This is a genomic window from Microbacterium sp. PA5 (assembly GCF_049860775.1).
Classification (GTDB): Bacteria; Actinomycetota; Actinomycetes; order Actinomycetales; family Microbacteriaceae; genus Microbacterium.
The window spans coordinates 2,267,276-2,282,416 of the sequence record NZ_CP187567.1; the positions used below are offsets into that span (position 1 = coordinate 2,267,276).

The window sequence follows — 15,141 nt, forward strand, 5'->3', positions numbered from 1 at the left end:
TCGCCGTTCTGAGCGCTGAGCCCTGCTCACCCCGTCATTCGTGTTCGGGGAGGACGGGCGCCGACCAGCCGGGATCACGGCCCAGCTGCGCCGCGCGCGCGAGTGACGCCGCGCCGAAGCGGTCGCGCACCGCGTCGGCGACCGTGTCGAGCCGCGCGCTCTCGCCCCAGTCGATCCGGAGCTCCTGGGGCACGTCCTCGCCGCGCACGAGCTGGCCTAGCGAGATTCCGATCAGGGTGATGCCGCGGGACTCGATCTCGGGCCGCGCCGTGGCGAGGAGCCCGCGCGCCGCCGCCAGCAGCACGGCCGTGCGGTCGGAGGCGAGCCGCAGGCTCCGGGACCGCGTGGCCTTGGTGAAGTCGCCGAACCGCAGCCGCAGCACGACCGTGCGGCAGCCGCGGCCACCGTCGCGGAGCCTGCGCGCCAGCCTGTCGACGATCTGGCTGAGGATGACGTCGAGCTCCTCCGCCGTGCGCGGCCCGGTTCCGAGCGCGCGCTGCGAGCCGATCGAGCCGCGGCGGGTCGTGGTGATCACGGGGCGCGGGTCGAGGAGCCGCGCCATCGCGTGCACGTGGGCGCCGGCGGCGCGTCCGAGCAGTCGCTCGGCGGCAGAGGCCTCGAGCTCGGCGAGCTGGCCGACGGTGCGGATGCCGTGCCGGTGCAGCTTCTCCGCCGTCACCTTTCCGACGCCCCACAGCCGCTCCACCGGGAGCGGCAGCAGGAACTCCTCTTCGCGGTCGGGCTCGACGATCAGCAGACCGTCGGGCTTGCTCACCGCGCTCGCGACCTTGGCGAGGAACTTCGTTCGCGCGACGCCCACCGAGATGGGCAGCCCGACCTCGCGGCGCACGCGCTCGCGGAGGCGCACCGCGACCTGTTCGGGGGTGCCGGCCAGCCGCCGGAGCCCGCCGACCTCGAGGAAGGCCTCGTCGATCGACAGGCCCTCCACGAGCGGGGTGGTGTCGCGGAAGATCCCGAAGACCGCTCGGCTCGCGGCGGTGTAGGCCTCCATGCGCGGCGGGACGATCACGGCATCGGGACAGAGCTCCCGCGCCTGCCGGCCGCCCATCGCGGTCCTCACCCCGCGCGCCTTCGCCTCGTAGCTCGCGGCGAGCACGACGCCGCCGCCGACGATGACCGGGCGTCCGCGCAGCGCGGGCGCATCGCGCTGCTCGACCGACGCGTAGAAGGCGTCGAGGTCGGCGTGCAGCACCGTCGCCTCGCCGCGCATGCGCCCTCCCGCCGATCCGCCGCGGATCGTCCGGCCCGCCGATCCCTCGAGGGGATCGTCCCATGCGCCCCCGACACGGGACTGCCGGGCGGATCAGGCGGCCGCAGCCTCCTCCCGCACCCGCCGCACAAGCTCCGCGACGCCGCCGGACCACGGGGCGCCGTGGCCGGGGAGCACCCAGCTCGCCTCCAGGTCGGCCACGACCGCGAGCGAGGCCAGCGCCTGGACCGGATCGTCGGTGAACGGCGCCGGCTGCGGGCCGACGCGGCCGGTGAGCACATGGCGCGTGGTCAGCGCGTCGCCGACGAAGAGGGCCCCGACCGACGCGGCGTGCACGGCGACGCTCCCCGGCGAGTGCCCCGGGAGCGGGATCACCCGGGGCCCGCCGGGCAGATCGAGCACCTGCTCGCCCGCGAGCTCGACGACCTCGGTGAGGTGGTGGGTGCGCGCACCGCCCTTGCGGAGCGAGTAGCCCAGGAAGCCGAGCGTCGGCGCGATCCGCATCTTCGGCCACGGCGTGGCCGGCGGCTTCTCGCCGCGCGCGCGGCCGGCGTCGCCTTCGTGGACGTACACGGGGATGCCGTGCTCGCGGCGCAGCCGCTCGGCGAAGCCCACGTGGTCGCTGTCGCCGTGGGTCAGGATCACGCCGCGCACGTCGGCCGGCGTGCGGCCCACGGTGGCGAGCTCGGCACGCAGGTCGGCCCACATGCCCGGAAGGCCGGCGTCGACGAGCGTGACGCCGTCGGCGGTGACGATCGCATACGCGGCGACGATGTCGTTGCCGATGCGGTGAAGGCCGGGTGCGAGCTGCATGTTCCCCTCCGAAGGGTGCGTGATGACGATAGCTAAAGTATATAGCTATCATGGCTAGGGTCAATAGCTATACTGATCGTGGATCGAGAGGAGCGCCATGCCCACCCCCGCGCGCACATCCGTCGGAGAGATCGTCTCGGCCGGCTCCCGCATCCTCGACGACGCGGGCCTGCCGGGCCTCACCATGCAGGCCGTCGCGGCGCGGGTCGGGGTGCGCCCACCCTCGCTCTACAAGCGCGTGCGCGACCGCGATGAGCTGCTGCGCCTGATCGCCGACGACACCGCGCGCGAGCTCGGAACGCGTCTGGACGCCGCCACGACTGCGGTGGGCCCGTCAGCCGCCGCCTCGGACCGGCTCGTGCAGCTGGCGCACGCCCTGCGCACCTTCGCCCACGCGAGCCCCGAGCGCTACCGCCTGCTCTTCACGCCGCCCACCGCCGCCCACCGTCCCGACCCCGACGCGCAGGCGCGCTCGGTGCGCGCCCTCCTGGACACGACCGCGCAGCTGGTCGGTCCGGGCGACGCGCTGTCGGCCGCCCGCACCGTGACCGCATGGGCGACCGGCTTCATCAGCATGGAGTTCGCCGGCGCGTTCCAACTGGGCGGTGATGTCGACGAGGCGTTCTCGTACGGCATCAGGCGGATCGCCGCGGCTCTGGCCGCCGACGGCGCCGCCTGAGCCCGCGGTCCCGCGCATGGCCGGATGTCAGCGGGCGGTCACGCCGTCCAGTCGCTCCTGGAGCACCGCCAGCCCCGCGTGCACCGTGGCCGCCGCTTCGGGATCGAGCAGCTCGGCCAGCACCTCGTTCCGCGCGACGGTCGCGTCCCGCAGCGAGGCGGCACCGAGCGCGGTGAGCGCGATGTACGACGAGCGCCCGTCGGTCGGATGCGGGCGCCGCTCGACCAGCCCCGCCCGCTCCAGACGGTCGACGAGTTTGCTGGCCGCCCCCACGGTGATCCCGATCTCGGCGCTGACGTCTAGGACCCGCCCGGTCTCGCCGTGGCGGTCGATGATCGTCAGCGCGTGATGCTGCGCCGCGCTCACGTGGCCGCGCTCCCGCAGCGCGCCGTCGACGGCGTTCCAGAGCCCGACCTCGTAGCGGATGAGCGTCTCGAAGAAGTCCATGACGCGTGCAACGGGGCGTTCGGGAAGTATGTTCCGCGGAATGCAGAGCCTCGCCTCATCGCTGCCCGACGATGGCGGCTTCACCGGATCGGCGTGACGGTGCGCGTGGCCGAATCCCAGCGCCGCAGCGCCGCACCCGTGCCCGCACGTTCCGGTCCGAGAAGGCGCAGCGCGTCATCCAGGGCATCCAGCCGCACGCGGCGCGCGAGCGTCACGTGGGGCGTCCAGTCGCCGGGCGCGGTGTGCGGCGCGTCGACGCCGGGCGGGACGGCCGCATGGACCGCCTCGTGCAGACGGCGGAGCTCCTCGGTCGGCATCACGCGACGCGCGAGGACGCCCCGATCACCGTGCCGGAACACGAGCGGCTCGGCGAGGGTCAGGGCCACGGGAAGCAGGGCGAGGGCTTCGCCGAACGCGACCGGTGCGAGCGCCGGCCGCACGAGCAGCGTCACGTGGGGCCTGTTGCTCGGGGCCGTATGGGCGGCGAGGCTCGAGTGGCCCGCTGCCCGCAGCCTCTCCCAATCGGCGCGGACGGCCGCCTCGGAGGCGTCGTCGAGCAGCAGCTCGATGCTGACGACGTCGCTCACCGGCACCTCGTGAGCGCGGTCACCGGTCCGCCGGGAGCACCTCGGCCAGGAGATCCTCCACGTGGGCCCGGATCTCGTCGCGCACCCGGCGCACGCCGTCGAGATCGAGCCCGGCCGGGTCGGCGAGGTCCCAGTCGAGGTAGCGCTTGCCCGGGTACACGGGGCAGGCGTCGCCGCATCCCATGGTGACGACGGCGTCGGCCGCGCGCACGATGTCGTCGGTCAACGGCTTCGGATACGCCTCGGTGACGTCGATGCCGATCTCGGCGAGCACCTCGACCACCTGCGGGAGGATGCCGTCACCCGAGGGCTGCGAGCCCGCCGAGCGCACGTGCACGCGCCCCCCGGACAGGTGGTCGGTGAGCGCCGCGGCCATCTGCGATCGTCCGGAGTTGTGCACGCAGAGGTACAGGATCTCCGGCACCGTCTTCACGATGAGCCCGCGGGACTGCGCCAGCGCGGTGAGACGATCGCGCGCGAACCGCTCCGCGAGGCTCGTGAGGTGCGCGGTGACGGTGGCCGTCCGTCCGAGCGCCGTGTAGGACTCGAAGACGACGCGCTCCACCGTCTCGGGGCCGACGATCCCCTCGAACCGATCGGCGAGCCTCTCGGCGGCGCGCAGGAGCACCGCCTCGGGCGCCAGGAGGCCGCCCTGCCCCGACGACGCGGTCATCCCCGCGCACCCTCGCCGACGAGCTCGCCGATCAGGCGCTCGACGCGCCCGCGGATCTCGTCGCGGATCGGTCGCACCGCGTCGATGCCCTGGCCGGCCGGGTCGTCGAGCTCCCAGTCCTCGTAGCGCTTGCCGGGGAAGATCGGGCAGGCGTCGCCGCAGCCCATGGTGATCACGACGTCGGACTCCTTCACGGCGTCGACCGTGAGGATCTTCGGGGTCTGGCCGGCGATGTCGACGCCGACCTCCGCCATCGCCTCCACGGCGACGGGGTTGATCTGGTCCTTCGGCTCGGATCCCGCCGAGAGCACCTCGACGCGGTCCCCGGCGAGGCTGCGGAGGAAGCCCGCGGCCATCTGGGAGCGGCCGGCGTTGTGCACGCAGACGAAGAGGACGGTGGGGGTGCTGCTCATCGGGTTCTCGCTTTCGTTTCTCAAAGCATAGACCCTGATCTATGTGTTCGCAGGTGAATCCTCGGTGAACGCGGAGGCCGGGAGCAGCTCGTCGAGGAGCGCGCGCACCCGCTCGGCGATGTCGTCGCGGATGACGCGCACCTGCGGCAGCGGCAGGCCCGCCGGGTCGTCCAGGTCCCAGTCGAGGTAGCGGCGGCCGGGATACACCGGGCACGCGTCGCCGCAGCCCATCGTGACCACGACGTCGGCCGCCCGCACCGCTTCGTCGGTCAGCGGCTTGGGGAACTCCCCCGCCAACGGCACCCCGATCTCGTCGAGCGCCGCGACGATGTGCGCCCGCACCTCTCCGCGCGGCGCCGATCCGGCCGTCCGCACGCGCACGCGGTCTCCGGCGAGCTGGCGCAGGATCCCGGCCGCGAGCTGGGAGCGACCCGCGTTCTCCACGCAGACGAAGAGCACCTCGGGCACCTCCGGCGTCGGGCGGCGCGCGCGGCTGAGCGCGTCCAGCCGCGCGGTCGCGAACGACGCCACGCGGGAGGTCAGCAGCGCGGTCGTCCCGCCGTCGGCCAGGAGCTCAGCGGCGGCGGCGACGTTCTCGCGCACGGTCTCGACGCTGAGGACGCCGCGGAACCGCACCGACAGGTCGTGCACCACGCGCTCCAGATCCGGATCGCGTCGCGCGTCGGGAGAAGGGACGGACAGCAGCGCGGCCACGCGATCCGCCTGGTCGGGCGCGAGCGAGTACCAGGCGTGACGCCCTTCGGGATGGCGCTCCACCATGCCCTCCTCGCGCAGGGTCCGCATGTGGTGACTCACGGTCGGCTGGCGCAGCCCGAGCTCGTCGGCGAGCTCGCCCACCCGCACGCGTCCCGACGGCGACCGGGCGATGAGCGCGAGGATGCGGGCGCGCGTGGGATCGGCCAGCACGGTGACCGTCCGCTCCGCCGCATCCATAGACGGGAGTCTATCGGCCCTACGGATCCTCCCGGCCGTTGCGGGTGCTCCGCCGCTCGACGAGAACGGTGTCGCGCCACCGGCCGGCATGCGGTCCGCGCACCGATGTCGCGATCGCCTCCCGGCGACCGACCACCCGGAAGCCCGCCGCCTCGTGCAGGCGCAGGCTGGCGGCGTTCTCGGGGAAGATGCTCGACTGGATCGTCCATACGCCGGCCTCCGCCGCCGCCCCGATGAGCGCGTCGAGCAGGATCCGGCCGATCCCCCGGCCGCGCGAGGCGCGCGCGACGTAGACGGAGTGCTCGACGACGCCCCGGTAGGCCGCGCGGGCCGAGACGGCCGAGGCGGCGGCCCACCCGACGACGGCCCCCGCCTCGTCGACGGCGACCAGCCGCAGGTCCGCCCGCTTGCCGGCGTCGAAGTCCTCCCACGCCGGCGTCGCCGCCTCGAAGGTCGCCTCGCCGTCCTCGATCCCCTCGGCGTAGATGCGCTCGACCTGCGGCCAGTCGGCGGGCTCGAGCCGGCGGGTGGCGATCACGAGCAGCAGCCCACGGCCGACGGACCCGAGCCGGTCGAGCACACCCCCGTCGCCGGCAGCACGAGCTCCACCTGCGACGCCGATGCGAGATCTCCCCCGATCCACGCGGTCACCGACCTCACCTGCTCGTAGCCGGTCGCCAGCAGGAACGTCGGCGCGCGGCCGTAGGACTTCATCCCGACGATGAAGAAGCCCGGCTCGGGGTGGGTGAGCTCGCGGAAGCCGTGGGGCTCGACGGTGCCGCACGAGTGCACGTTCGGGTCGATGAGCGGCGCGAGCCGCACCGGGGCCTCGACGATCGGATCCAGTTCGAGACGCATCTCGCGCAGCGCGGCGAGGTCGGGGCGGAAGCCGGTGGCGTTGACGATCACGTCGGTCTCGTGCGTCGCCGCCTCCCCCCGGCGACGGCCGACGAGCACCGCGGCGCCGTCGCCGCCGCGACGGGCGCGGAGGATCTCGAATCCGTCGAGCACCGCGACGCGACCGGCGGCCACGGCGTCCTCCACACGACCGCCGAGCCGCGCGCGGTCGGCCAGCTCGTCGTCGGGCGAAGAGGTCACGCGGGCGGCGCGGGAGTTGCGGATCAGCCAGGTCACCGACGTGTCGGGCTCCTCCTCCGCCAGCTGCGCCAGCGCCAGCAGCGTGTTCGCCGCGGAGTGCCCCGCCCCGACCACGGTCGTCCGCCGGCCGGCGAAGCGGCTGCGGTCGCGACCGAGCACATCGGGCAGCGCCGGCGTCACCGCATCGGCGATCTCGCCCATCCCCCGCAGCGGCAGGCCGTCGGAGGACAGCGAGTTGGGCGTCCGATAGGTTCCGGAAGCGTCGATGACGGAGCGTGCCGAGAGCTGATCGTCGCCGTCGTCGCCGGGGACGTCGCCGACGATCCGCACCGCGAACGGCACGCCGTCGCGGCGGCGCGACCGCGTGCGATCCATGCCCTCCCGGGTGACGCCGGTCACGGTGACGCCGGTGCGCACGTGCGGGGCGATCGCGTCGAGCGCGGCCAGCGGCTCGAGGTAGCGGGCCACCAGCTCGGCGCCCGTCGGCGCGCGCTCCGGGTCGGGGAGGGTCCAGCCGGTGGCCTCGAGCAGCCGTCGCGCGACGGGATCGACGAGGTGCTTCCAGGGCGAGAAGAGACGGGTGTGCCCCCACTCGCGCACGTTCGCCGCGACGACCGGACCGGCCTCGAGCACGACGAAGGGGATGCCGCGGTCGGCGAGCTGCGCCGCGGCCGCCAGTCCGATCGGGCCTGCGCCGATCACGACGACGGGGAGGGCGGTGAGGCGCTCGTCCACGCGAGGGCGAGGGGTGATGTCCAGCAGGGTCATGGCTACTCCATCGATGGATGTCGATATCTCGGAGACCGAGTCTGCACCCGTGTATCGATGGATGTCAATATCGAGTATTGTCGATGCATGCAGACTCTCGAGGTCACCGACGTCACCGCGGCATGCTGTGCGCCGCTCACCCGCGAGCCGCTCTCCGCGGCCGACGCCGACGCGCTCGCGCACACCATGAAGGCACTGGCCGACCCGACCCGGCTCCGGCTGCTGTCGATCGTCGCCGCCTCCGACGGGGCCGAGGCCTGCGTGTGCGACCTCATCGACCCGGTCGGCCTCAGCCAGCCCACCGTGTCGCATCACCTGCGCATCCTCATGGAGGCCGGCTTCCTCTCGCGCAGCAAGCGCGGGACGTGGGCGTACTACTCGCTCGTCCCCGGCGCGCTCGACCGCGTCTCGCAGGTCCTCGTCGCGCCGTGACCGTCGCACCCGCGCGCGAGCTCCTGGCAGAGTTCCTCGGCAGCGCGCTCCTCGCCGCCACCGTCCTCGGCTCCGGCATCGCCGCGGCCCGCCTCTCCCCCGCCGACACCGGACTGCAGCTCCTCGAGAACGCGTTCGCGACCGCGCTGGGGCTGGCCGTCCTCATCCTCGTCTTCCAGCCGGTCTCGGGCGCCCACTTCAACCCGGTCGTGACGCTCGCCGACTGCGCCCAGGGGCACCGGCCCTGGCGCGACGCGGCGCGCTACCTCCCGGCGCAGATCGCGGGCTGCATCGCCGGCGCCGCGCTGGCGAACGTCATGTTCGACCTGCCCGCCGTCACCTGGAGCGGCACCGCGCGGATCACCCCGGGAGCCCTCGCCGCCGAGGTGGTCGCCACCGCCGGCCTCATCCTCGTGATCTTCGCCCTCGCCCGCACGGGACGGGGCCACCTCGCCGCCCCGGCTGTGGGTGCCTACATCGGCGCCGCGTACTGGTTCACGTCCTCGACGAGCTTCGCCAACCCGGCGATCACGATCGGCCGGATGTTCTCCGACACCTTCGCCGGCATCTCACCCGCGTCGGCGCCGTGGTTCGTCCTCGCGCAGCTCGTCGGCGGGGCGATCGGTCTCGCCGTCGCGGTGGCCCTGTTCCCCCGGCGCCCGGTGGCGGCGCCGGCCGATGCGGTGGCAAAAGCAGGGTGAATCGACACCCCCGGCCGGTATCGGGCCCGGGACAGCCGACCCATCCTGCTGTTGCCACGCGAACCCTCGGCCGCGCCCGCGCGAACCCGTCCGGTCAGCGCACGCGGCGCCGATAGGCCAGCACCGCGAGGGCGTAGGCCACGACCAGGATGACGCCGCACCACGCGAGCGCCACCCACAGCGACGCTCCGGGGGCGCCGCCGGTGAGCAGGGCGCGGATCGCGTCGACGATGGCGGTCACGGGCTGGTTCTCCGCGAACCAGCGGACGGGACCGGGCATCGTGCCGGTCGGCACGAAGGCCGAGCTGATGAACGGCAGGAAGATGAGCGGATAGCTGAAGGCGCTGGCCCCGTCGACGGTCTTCGCCGACAGACCCGCGATCACGGCGATCCACGTGAGCGCCAGGGTGAACAGCACGAGGATCCCCGCCACCGCGAGCCACGCCCCCACGCTCGCGGGAGACCGGAACCCCATGACCAGCGCCACCCCCACCACGATGGCGAGCGACACGATGTTGGCCACGACCGAGGTGAGCACGTGCGCCCACAGGACGCTCGAGCGGGCGATCGGCATCGATTGGAAGCGCTCCACGATCCCGCCCTGCAGATCGAGGAACAGCCGGTACGACGTGTACGCGACGCCCGAGGCGATCGTGATGAGCAGGATGCCGGGGAGCAGGTAGTCGATGTAGGCGGTGTCGCCGGTGTCGATCGCGCCCCCGAAGACGTAGACGAACAGCAGCATGAACGCGATCGGCATGACCGCGGTCGTGATGATCGTGTCGGGGCTGCGCAGGATGTGGCGGAGCGACCGGCCGGTGAGGACGGCGGTGTCGCCGAGGACGTGCGTGGTCATGACGGCTCCTTCGAGGGAGGTTCTGCGGGGGACGTGTCGCCCACGATGGAGAGGAAGACCTCCTCGAGGGTGGGCTGCTTCTCGACGTACTCGACGGTCGCCGCCGGGAGCAGGGCCTTCAGCTCGGCGAGCGTGCCGTCCGCGATGATGCGTCCCTGGTGGAGGATCGCGATGCGGTCGGCGAGCTGTTCGGCCTCGTCGAGGTACTGGGTGGTGAGCAGGACGGTGGTGCCGCCCGCGGCGAGCTCCTTCACCGCCTGCCAGACCTCGAGCCGGGCCTGCGGGTCGAGCCCCGTGGTCGGCTCGTCGAGGAAGATCACCGGCGGATCGCCGATGAGGCTCATCGCGATGTCGAGCCGGCGGCGCATGCCTCCGGAGTAGGTGCCGGCCCGGCGGTCGCCGGCGTCCGTCAGCGAGAAGCGGGCGAGCAGGTCGTCGGCGATCGCGCCGGGACCCGGCAGGTGGCGAAGCCGCGCGACGAGCATGAGATTCTCCCTCCCGGTGAGGATCTCGTCGACGGCGGCGAACTGGCCGGTGAGGCTGATCGACTCGCGGACCTCGGCCGCCTGGGCCCCGACGTCGAACCCGTGGACGGCGGCCGTGCCCGCGTCGGCGGCCAGGAGGGTCGACAGGATGCGGACGAGCGTCGTCTTGCCCGCGCCGTTGGATCCGAGCAGTGCGAAGACGCTTCCCGGGGCGATGTCGAGGTCGACGCCTCGCAGCACCTCCAGGTCTCCGAAGGACTTCCGCACGCCCGAGACGCGGATGGCGGAGGCGGTGGCGACGGCACTCATGACGGGTCCTCCTTCGCCGCCTTCTCGACGGCCTCGACGAAGCGGGCGCGCTCCTTGTCGATCCACTGCCGTCCGCCGTACGCCTGGGCGAACGTCTCGGCGAAGTCGACGGGGTCGTCGCCGACGATGTCGCGGACGGGCGTCCCGTCGAGCGCGGCGCGCTCCCACAGGTCGGCGCCGTCGACGTACATGCGCACGATGGTGTCGCCGTCGACGGTGCCGCCGTAGTACATCAGGTAGCGCTGGAACGCCTCGGCGGCCCCGCGATACGGCGCGGGGAGTGCCTCGATGCGCGCCTTGGCTGCGCGGTACTGCTTCTTCTGCTCGAGCGGTCCGACGATCAGCTCGATCCATTTCGCGGTCATGATCGGTTTCCTCCGTGCTGGTGGAGCTGGTCGAGTCGTTCGGTGAGGAAGCTCCAGGTCCTCCAGAACTCGCCGAGGTAGGCGCGGCCCTCGTCGTTGAGCGAGTAGACCTTGCGGGGCGGCCCCTTCTCCGAGGGCACCTTCTCGATGTCCACGAGTCCGCGCTGCTCGATGCGGACGAGGAGCGCGTAGATCGTCCCCTCGGCGATGTCGGTGAAGCCCTGCTCGCGCAGCGAGGCCGTGATCTCGTACCCGTATGCGGGACGCCCCGCGAGGATGGCGAGGACGATGCCCTCCAGGACGCCTTTCAGCATCTCGGTCGCCTGCTTGCCCATCGCGCCTCCGTCTCGGTCGTGGTCGGTCAGTATCTAGCGACACTGACTACCGCTAGATAGTAACGCTGAATACCGGTAGATAGCAACACTGAATACCGACCGCACTCGAGATCGGGAGTCGGGGGCGTGCGGGCGCGCCGGCGCGCTCAGTCGTCGAGCTGCAGCCGATATCCCATGCCGGCCTCGGTGAGGAGGTAGCGCGGGTGGGCGGGGTCGCGCTCGAGCTTGCGACGCAGCTGCGAGATGTAGAGGCGGAGGTAGCCGGTGTCAGTGACGTGCTCGGATCCCCAGATCGTCGTGAGGATCGTCTGTCGGGTCACCAGGCGCCCCGGATTGCGCAGGAGGATCTCCAGCAGCTGCCACTCCGTGGGGGTGAGCCGGATCCGCTCGGTGCGGCCGTCGGCGCTGCGCGTCACGCTCCGCGCGGGCAGGTCGACCGACACGTCGCCGAGCTCGACCACCGGGTCGGGCTCCTGCTGCGGCGCCCGCCGGGTGAGCGCGCGGATGCGGGCCAGCAGCTCGTCGATCGAGAACGGCTTCGTGACGTAGTCGTCGGCGCCCGCGTCGAGCGCGTCGACCTTGTCGCCCGACCCGGTGCGCCCCGACACGACGAGGATCGGCGCGTCGGACCAGCCGCGGATGGCGTGGATCACGTCGATGCCGTCCAGCGCCGGCATGCCGAGGTCGAGCAGGTAGATGTCGGGGCGGTGGTCGACCGCCGCTGCGATGGCCTGCGTGCCGTCGGCGGCCGTGACGACGTCGTATCCCTGAGCGGAGAGCGTGATCCGCAGCGCCCGCACGATCTGCGGGTCGTCGTCGGCGATGAGGATCCTCACTCCGGAGCCTCCTCGGGACTCGCCTGCCCGGCGGCCGGCAGTGCGATGACCATCGTGAGCCCTCCCCCGGGTGTGTCCTCCGGCGTGAGCGTACCGCCCATCCCCTCCACGAACCCCTTCGACAGGGCCAGTCCGAGCCCGAGCCCCGTCGTGTTGTCGGTGTCGCCGAGGCGCTGGAAGGGCACGAAGATGTCGTCCCGGCGGTCGGCGGGCACCCCGGCGCCGTGATCGACGATCCGCAGCTCGACCATGTCGCCGAACGCGCTCGAGGCGATCCGCACCCGCGCGCCGTCCGGCGAGTGCCGCACCGCGTTGGCGAGCAGGTTGACCACCGCCCGCTGGAGGAGCACCGGATCGGCGCGCATCGGCGGCGCAGCCAGCGCCAGATCCACGGTCGCCGGGCCGAGGCCCAGCTCGTCGAGGGCGGGCAGGACGACGTCGGCGGCGTCGACCGTCGAGACCGAGATCGCCAGCGCTCCGGCCTGCAGACGGCTGACGTCGAGCAGGTCGGTGACGAGCGCGGCGAGCGTGGCGAGGCTCTCGTCGGCCGTGGCGAGCAGCTCGGCGCGGTCGTCCTCGCTGAGGGGGCCGTCGAGCGGGGCGCTGCGGAGCCCGCCGACGGCGGCGGTCGCCGCGGCGAGGGGCCGGCGCAGATCGTGACTGAGTGCGGACAGGAGCGCGCTGCGCACCCGATCGGAGGCGGCGAGCGGCTCCAGGCCGCTGGCGACCTCGGCGAGGTCGCGGTGGGCGAGCGCGGCGTCCAGCTGCGCGACGATGACGGCCAGCAGCCGGCGCTCCGAGGCGGGCAGGTCGGCCCCGTGGAGTTCGAGCACGGCCCGCTCGCCGATCGGCACCGGCGTGTGTCGACCGTCGGGGAGCGGCTCCCCGCTCGTGGCGAGCACGACGTCGCCCGCGACGAGCCGCACGCCGGCGAGGCCGAACGCCTCGCGGGCGCGCTCCACCAGGGCCTCCACGGCGCCCGAGCCGCGCAGGACGCTGCCGGACACCGTCTGCAGCAGCTCCGACTCCGCCGCCGCCCGGCGCGCGGCGCGGGTCTTGCGGGCGGCACGGTCGACTACGAAGCTCACGAGGATCGCGATCGTCACGTAGAGCCCCAGCGCGAGCAGATGCAGCGGCTCCTGCACCGTGATCGTGAACAGCGGCTCGACGAAGAAGTAGTCCAGCGTGATGCCGCTGAGCACCGCCGCCCACAGGGCCGGCCAGATCCCGCCCACGAGCGCGACGACGACGACGAGCAGCTGATAGCTGAGCACATCGCTCGTGATCGACTCGGTGCTGCGGAACGAGACCAGCAGCCACGTCAGGAGCGGGCCCCCCACCATCGCGAGCGCGAACCCCGCGAGTCGGCGGCGTGCACTCAGCGCGCCGCCCAGCCGCGGCAGCGCGAATCTCCCGCCGGCGGCGGAGTGGGTGACGATGTGCACGTCGATGTCGCCGGACTCGCGGATGACGGTGGCGCCGATCCCTGGGCCGGTCAGCAGCGCCGCGAGCCTGCTGCGTCTGCTCACGCCGAGCACGAGCTGGGTCGCATCGACCGAGCGGGCGAACTCGACGAGCGCGCGCGGGACGTCCTCCCCCACCACCTGGTGGAACGTGCCGCCGAGCTTCTCGACGAGGGCGCGCTGCTCGGCGAGCGCCGCCGGGTGCGCGGCGCGCAGGCCGTCCTGGCTGGTCACGTGCACCGCGAGCAGCTGCCCGCCCGCCGAGCGCGCCGCGATCCGGGCGCCGCGGCGCAGGAGCGTCTCGCCCTCCGGTCCGCCCGTCAGCGTGACGACCACCCGCTCGCGGGCCTCCCACCGGCGCTCGATGCCATGCTCGGCGCGGTAGTCCTTGAGCGCCTGGTCCACCTCGTCGGCCAGCCACAGCAGGGCGAGCTCCCGCAGCGCCGTCAGGTTGCCGAGACGGAAGTAGTTCGACAGGGCCGCGTCGACGCGCTCCGCGGGATAGACGAGCCCGCCCGCGAGCCGGTCGCGCAGCGCCTGCGGCGCCAGGTCGACGACCTCCACCTGGTCGGCCGCCCGCAGCACCTCGTCCGGAACCGTCTCGCGCTGCGGCGCTCCGGTGATCTGCTCCACGACGTCGTTGAGCGACTCGATGTGCTGGATGTTGACGGTCGAGATGACGTCGATCCCTGCGTCCAGCAGCTCCCGCACGTCCTGCCAGCGCTTCTCGTGGCGCGAGCCCGGAGCGTTGGTGTGGGCGAGCTCGTCGACGAGCGCGACATCGGGGCGGCGGGCGAGCACGGCGTCGAGGTCCATCTCGGTCAGCTCGACGTCGCGGTGACGGACGGACCGGCGCGGCACGGCTTCGAGCCCCCGCGTCATCCGCAGCGTGGCGGCGCGGCCGTGGGTCTCGACGACGGCGACGACGACGTCCGCGCCCTCGTTCTGCAGGCGCGCGCCCTCCTCGAGCATCGCGTAGGTCTTCCCGACACCCGGAGCGGCCCCGAGGAGGACGCGCAGCCGTCCGCGTCCGCTCATGCTCACCCTTCCCGCCGGTCCATCGCCAGGTTCAGCTCGACCACGTCGACGACCGGCTCTCCAAGGTAGCCAAGGTCCCGGCCCTGCGTGTGCCGCGCCACGAGCTGCTGCACGTCGGCGGGCGTCCAGCCGCGCGCGGCGGCGACGCGGTCGATCTGGATCCGAGCGTAGGCCGGGGAGATGTGCGGGTCGAGGCCCGATGCGGAGGCCGTGAGCGCATCGGCGGGCACCTCGGACGGGGCGACGCCGTTCAGCGCCGCCACCTCCGCCCGCCGCTGCGTGATGGCCGCCGCCAGATCGTCGCTCTCCGGCCCGAGGTTGGACCCGGACGACGCGGCGCCGTCGTAGCCGTCTCCGGCCGCCGACGGCCGCGGCTGGAAGTACTCCGGCAGCGGCGCGCCGTCGGCATCGGCGAAACTCTGCCCGACGAGCGCGGAGCCGACGACGGCGCCGCTGTCGTCGCGCAGCAGCGAGCCGGCCGCCTGGCCGGGCAGCGCCAGCTGTCCGATCGCCGTGACGAGCGCCGTGTAGCCGATGCCGAGCACGATCGTGAAGACGGCCATCGCCCGGATCGCGACCCAGGCGGTGCGTCCGGTGGCGCGGGAGGAAGTGTTCATCGCAGGACTCCTGGAGAGAGGGGATTCGGAGGCGTGGGGTC

19 protein-coding genes are annotated in these 15,141 nt (G+C 73.2%); 3 read left to right on the top strand and 16 right to left on the bottom strand.

Translation table 11 applies throughout. The features are described 5' to 3' along the window. Positions 1–34 precede the first annotated feature (34 nt). Both dinB and ACPWUT_RS10760 read right to left on the bottom strand, forming a co-directional pair. Positions 35–1,231: a DNA polymerase IV gene (gene dinB / locus ACPWUT_RS10755; RefSeq protein WP_425837415.1), complete on the bottom strand. Its 1,197-nt coding sequence runs from the start codon at positions 1,229–1,231 to the stop codon at positions 35–37. A 93-nt stretch (positions 1,232–1,324) separates the two neighbouring features. After that, positions 1,325–2,044 (bottom strand): MBL fold metallo-hydrolase, encoded by a 720-nt coding sequence (locus ACPWUT_RS10760; protein WP_425837418.1) that lies wholly within the window; start codon positions 2,042–2,044, stop codon positions 1,325–1,327. A gap of 97 nt (positions 2,045–2,141) precedes the next feature. On the opposite strand from ACPWUT_RS10760, the gene ACPWUT_RS10765 reads away from it, so the two are divergent. Continuing rightward, entirely contained in the window at positions 2,142–2,723 is a 582-nt protein-coding gene (locus ACPWUT_RS10765) for a TetR/AcrR family transcriptional regulator (RefSeq protein WP_425837421.1), read from the top strand. 27 nt (positions 2,724–2,750) lie between these two features. Here the strand turns inward: ACPWUT_RS10765 and ACPWUT_RS10770 are convergent, their stop codons facing one another. From ACPWUT_RS10770 to ACPWUT_RS10800, 7 genes are all read right to left on the bottom strand, one after another. Beyond that, positions 2,751–3,170: a MarR family winged helix-turn-helix transcriptional regulator gene (locus tag ACPWUT_RS10770; protein WP_425837424.1), complete on the bottom strand. Its 420-nt coding sequence runs from the start codon at positions 3,168–3,170 to the stop codon at positions 2,751–2,753. Between the two features lie 80 nt (positions 3,171–3,250). Beyond that, a complete protein-coding gene (locus ACPWUT_RS10775; protein ID WP_425837427.1) occupies positions 3,251–3,757 on the bottom strand; it encodes a 2'-5' RNA ligase family protein in 507 nt (168 codons plus the stop codon). A 19-nt stretch (positions 3,758–3,776) separates the two neighbouring features. Then, the gene (locus ACPWUT_RS10780; RefSeq protein ID WP_284527920.1) at positions 3,777–4,430 is read right to left on the bottom strand and encodes an arsenate reductase ArsC; all 654 of its coding nucleotides are present in this window, start codon (positions 4,428–4,430) and stop codon (positions 3,777–3,779) included. Continuing rightward, positions 4,427–4,843, bottom strand: coding sequence for an arsenate reductase ArsC (locus ACPWUT_RS10785; protein ID WP_284527921.1), 417 nt, complete (start codon positions 4,841–4,843; stop codon positions 4,427–4,429). The genes ACPWUT_RS10780 and ACPWUT_RS10785 overlap by 4 nt, the downstream gene beginning before the upstream one ends. A gap of 39 nt (positions 4,844–4,882) precedes the next feature. Further along, complete coding sequence (locus ACPWUT_RS10790; RefSeq protein ID WP_284527922.1) at positions 4,883–5,797, bottom strand: metalloregulator ArsR/SmtB family transcription factor; 915 nt, start codon at positions 5,795–5,797, stop codon at positions 4,883–4,885. 19 nt (positions 5,798–5,816) lie between these two features. Continuing rightward, positions 5,817–6,335 (bottom strand): GNAT family N-acetyltransferase, encoded by a 519-nt coding sequence (locus ACPWUT_RS10795; RefSeq protein ID WP_425837432.1) that lies wholly within the window; start codon positions 6,333–6,335, stop codon positions 5,817–5,819. After that, entirely contained in the window at positions 6,332–7,663 is a 1,332-nt protein-coding gene (locus ACPWUT_RS10800; RefSeq protein ID WP_425837435.1) for an FAD-dependent oxidoreductase, read from the bottom strand. Before ACPWUT_RS10800 ends, ACPWUT_RS10795 begins: the two co-directional genes overlap by 4 nt. A gap of 87 nt (positions 7,664–7,750) precedes the next feature. Here ACPWUT_RS10800 and ACPWUT_RS10805 point away from each other — a divergent pair, with 87 nt between their 5' ends. Both ACPWUT_RS10805 and ACPWUT_RS10810 read left to right on the top strand, forming a co-directional pair. Next, positions 7,751–8,095 (top strand): ArsR/SmtB family transcription factor, encoded by a 345-nt coding sequence (locus tag ACPWUT_RS10805; RefSeq protein ID WP_284527925.1) that lies wholly within the window; start codon positions 7,751–7,753, stop codon positions 8,093–8,095. Next, entirely contained in the window at positions 8,092–8,796 is a 705-nt protein-coding gene (locus ACPWUT_RS10810; protein WP_425837439.1) for an MIP/aquaporin family protein, read from the top strand. Before ACPWUT_RS10805 ends, ACPWUT_RS10810 begins: the two co-directional genes overlap by 4 nt. A 94-nt stretch (positions 8,797–8,890) precedes the next feature. Here ACPWUT_RS10810 and ACPWUT_RS10815 read toward each other — a convergent pair whose 3' ends face one another. From ACPWUT_RS10815 to kdpC, 7 genes are all read right to left on the bottom strand, one after another. Next, positions 8,891–9,652 (bottom strand): ABC transporter permease, encoded by a 762-nt coding sequence (locus ACPWUT_RS10815; RefSeq protein ID WP_284527927.1) that lies wholly within the window; start codon positions 9,650–9,652, stop codon positions 8,891–8,893. Beyond that, a complete protein-coding gene (locus tag ACPWUT_RS10820) occupies positions 9,649–10,446 on the bottom strand; it encodes an ABC transporter ATP-binding protein (RefSeq protein ID WP_284527928.1) in 798 nt (265 codons plus the stop codon). The genes ACPWUT_RS10815 and ACPWUT_RS10820 overlap by 4 nt, the downstream gene beginning before the upstream one ends. Then, positions 10,443–10,811: a DUF1048 domain-containing protein gene (locus tag ACPWUT_RS10825; protein ID WP_284527929.1), complete on the bottom strand. Its 369-nt coding sequence runs from the start codon at positions 10,809–10,811 to the stop codon at positions 10,443–10,445. The genes ACPWUT_RS10820 and ACPWUT_RS10825 overlap by 4 nt, the downstream gene beginning before the upstream one ends. Further along, on the bottom strand, positions 10,808–11,146 hold the full coding sequence (locus ACPWUT_RS10830; protein ID WP_284527930.1) for a PadR family transcriptional regulator: 339 nt from the start codon (positions 11,144–11,146) through the stop codon (positions 10,808–10,810). Before ACPWUT_RS10830 ends, ACPWUT_RS10825 begins: the two co-directional genes overlap by 4 nt. A 146-nt stretch (positions 11,147–11,292) precedes the next feature. Beyond that, positions 11,293–11,982: a response regulator gene (locus ACPWUT_RS10835; protein ID WP_425837445.1), complete on the bottom strand. Its 690-nt coding sequence runs from the start codon at positions 11,980–11,982 to the stop codon at positions 11,293–11,295. Further along, positions 11,979–14,483: a DUF4118 domain-containing protein gene (locus ACPWUT_RS10840; protein ID WP_425837448.1), complete on the bottom strand. Its 2,505-nt coding sequence runs from the start codon at positions 14,481–14,483 to the stop codon at positions 11,979–11,981. Before ACPWUT_RS10840 ends, ACPWUT_RS10835 begins: the two co-directional genes overlap by 4 nt. A gap of 2 nt (positions 14,484–14,485) precedes the next feature. After that, the gene (kdpC, locus tag ACPWUT_RS10845) at positions 14,486–15,100 is read right to left on the bottom strand and encodes a K(+)-transporting ATPase subunit C (RefSeq protein WP_425837451.1); all 615 of its coding nucleotides are present in this window, start codon (positions 15,098–15,100) and stop codon (positions 14,486–14,488) included. Positions 15,101–15,141 lie beyond the last annotated feature (41 nt).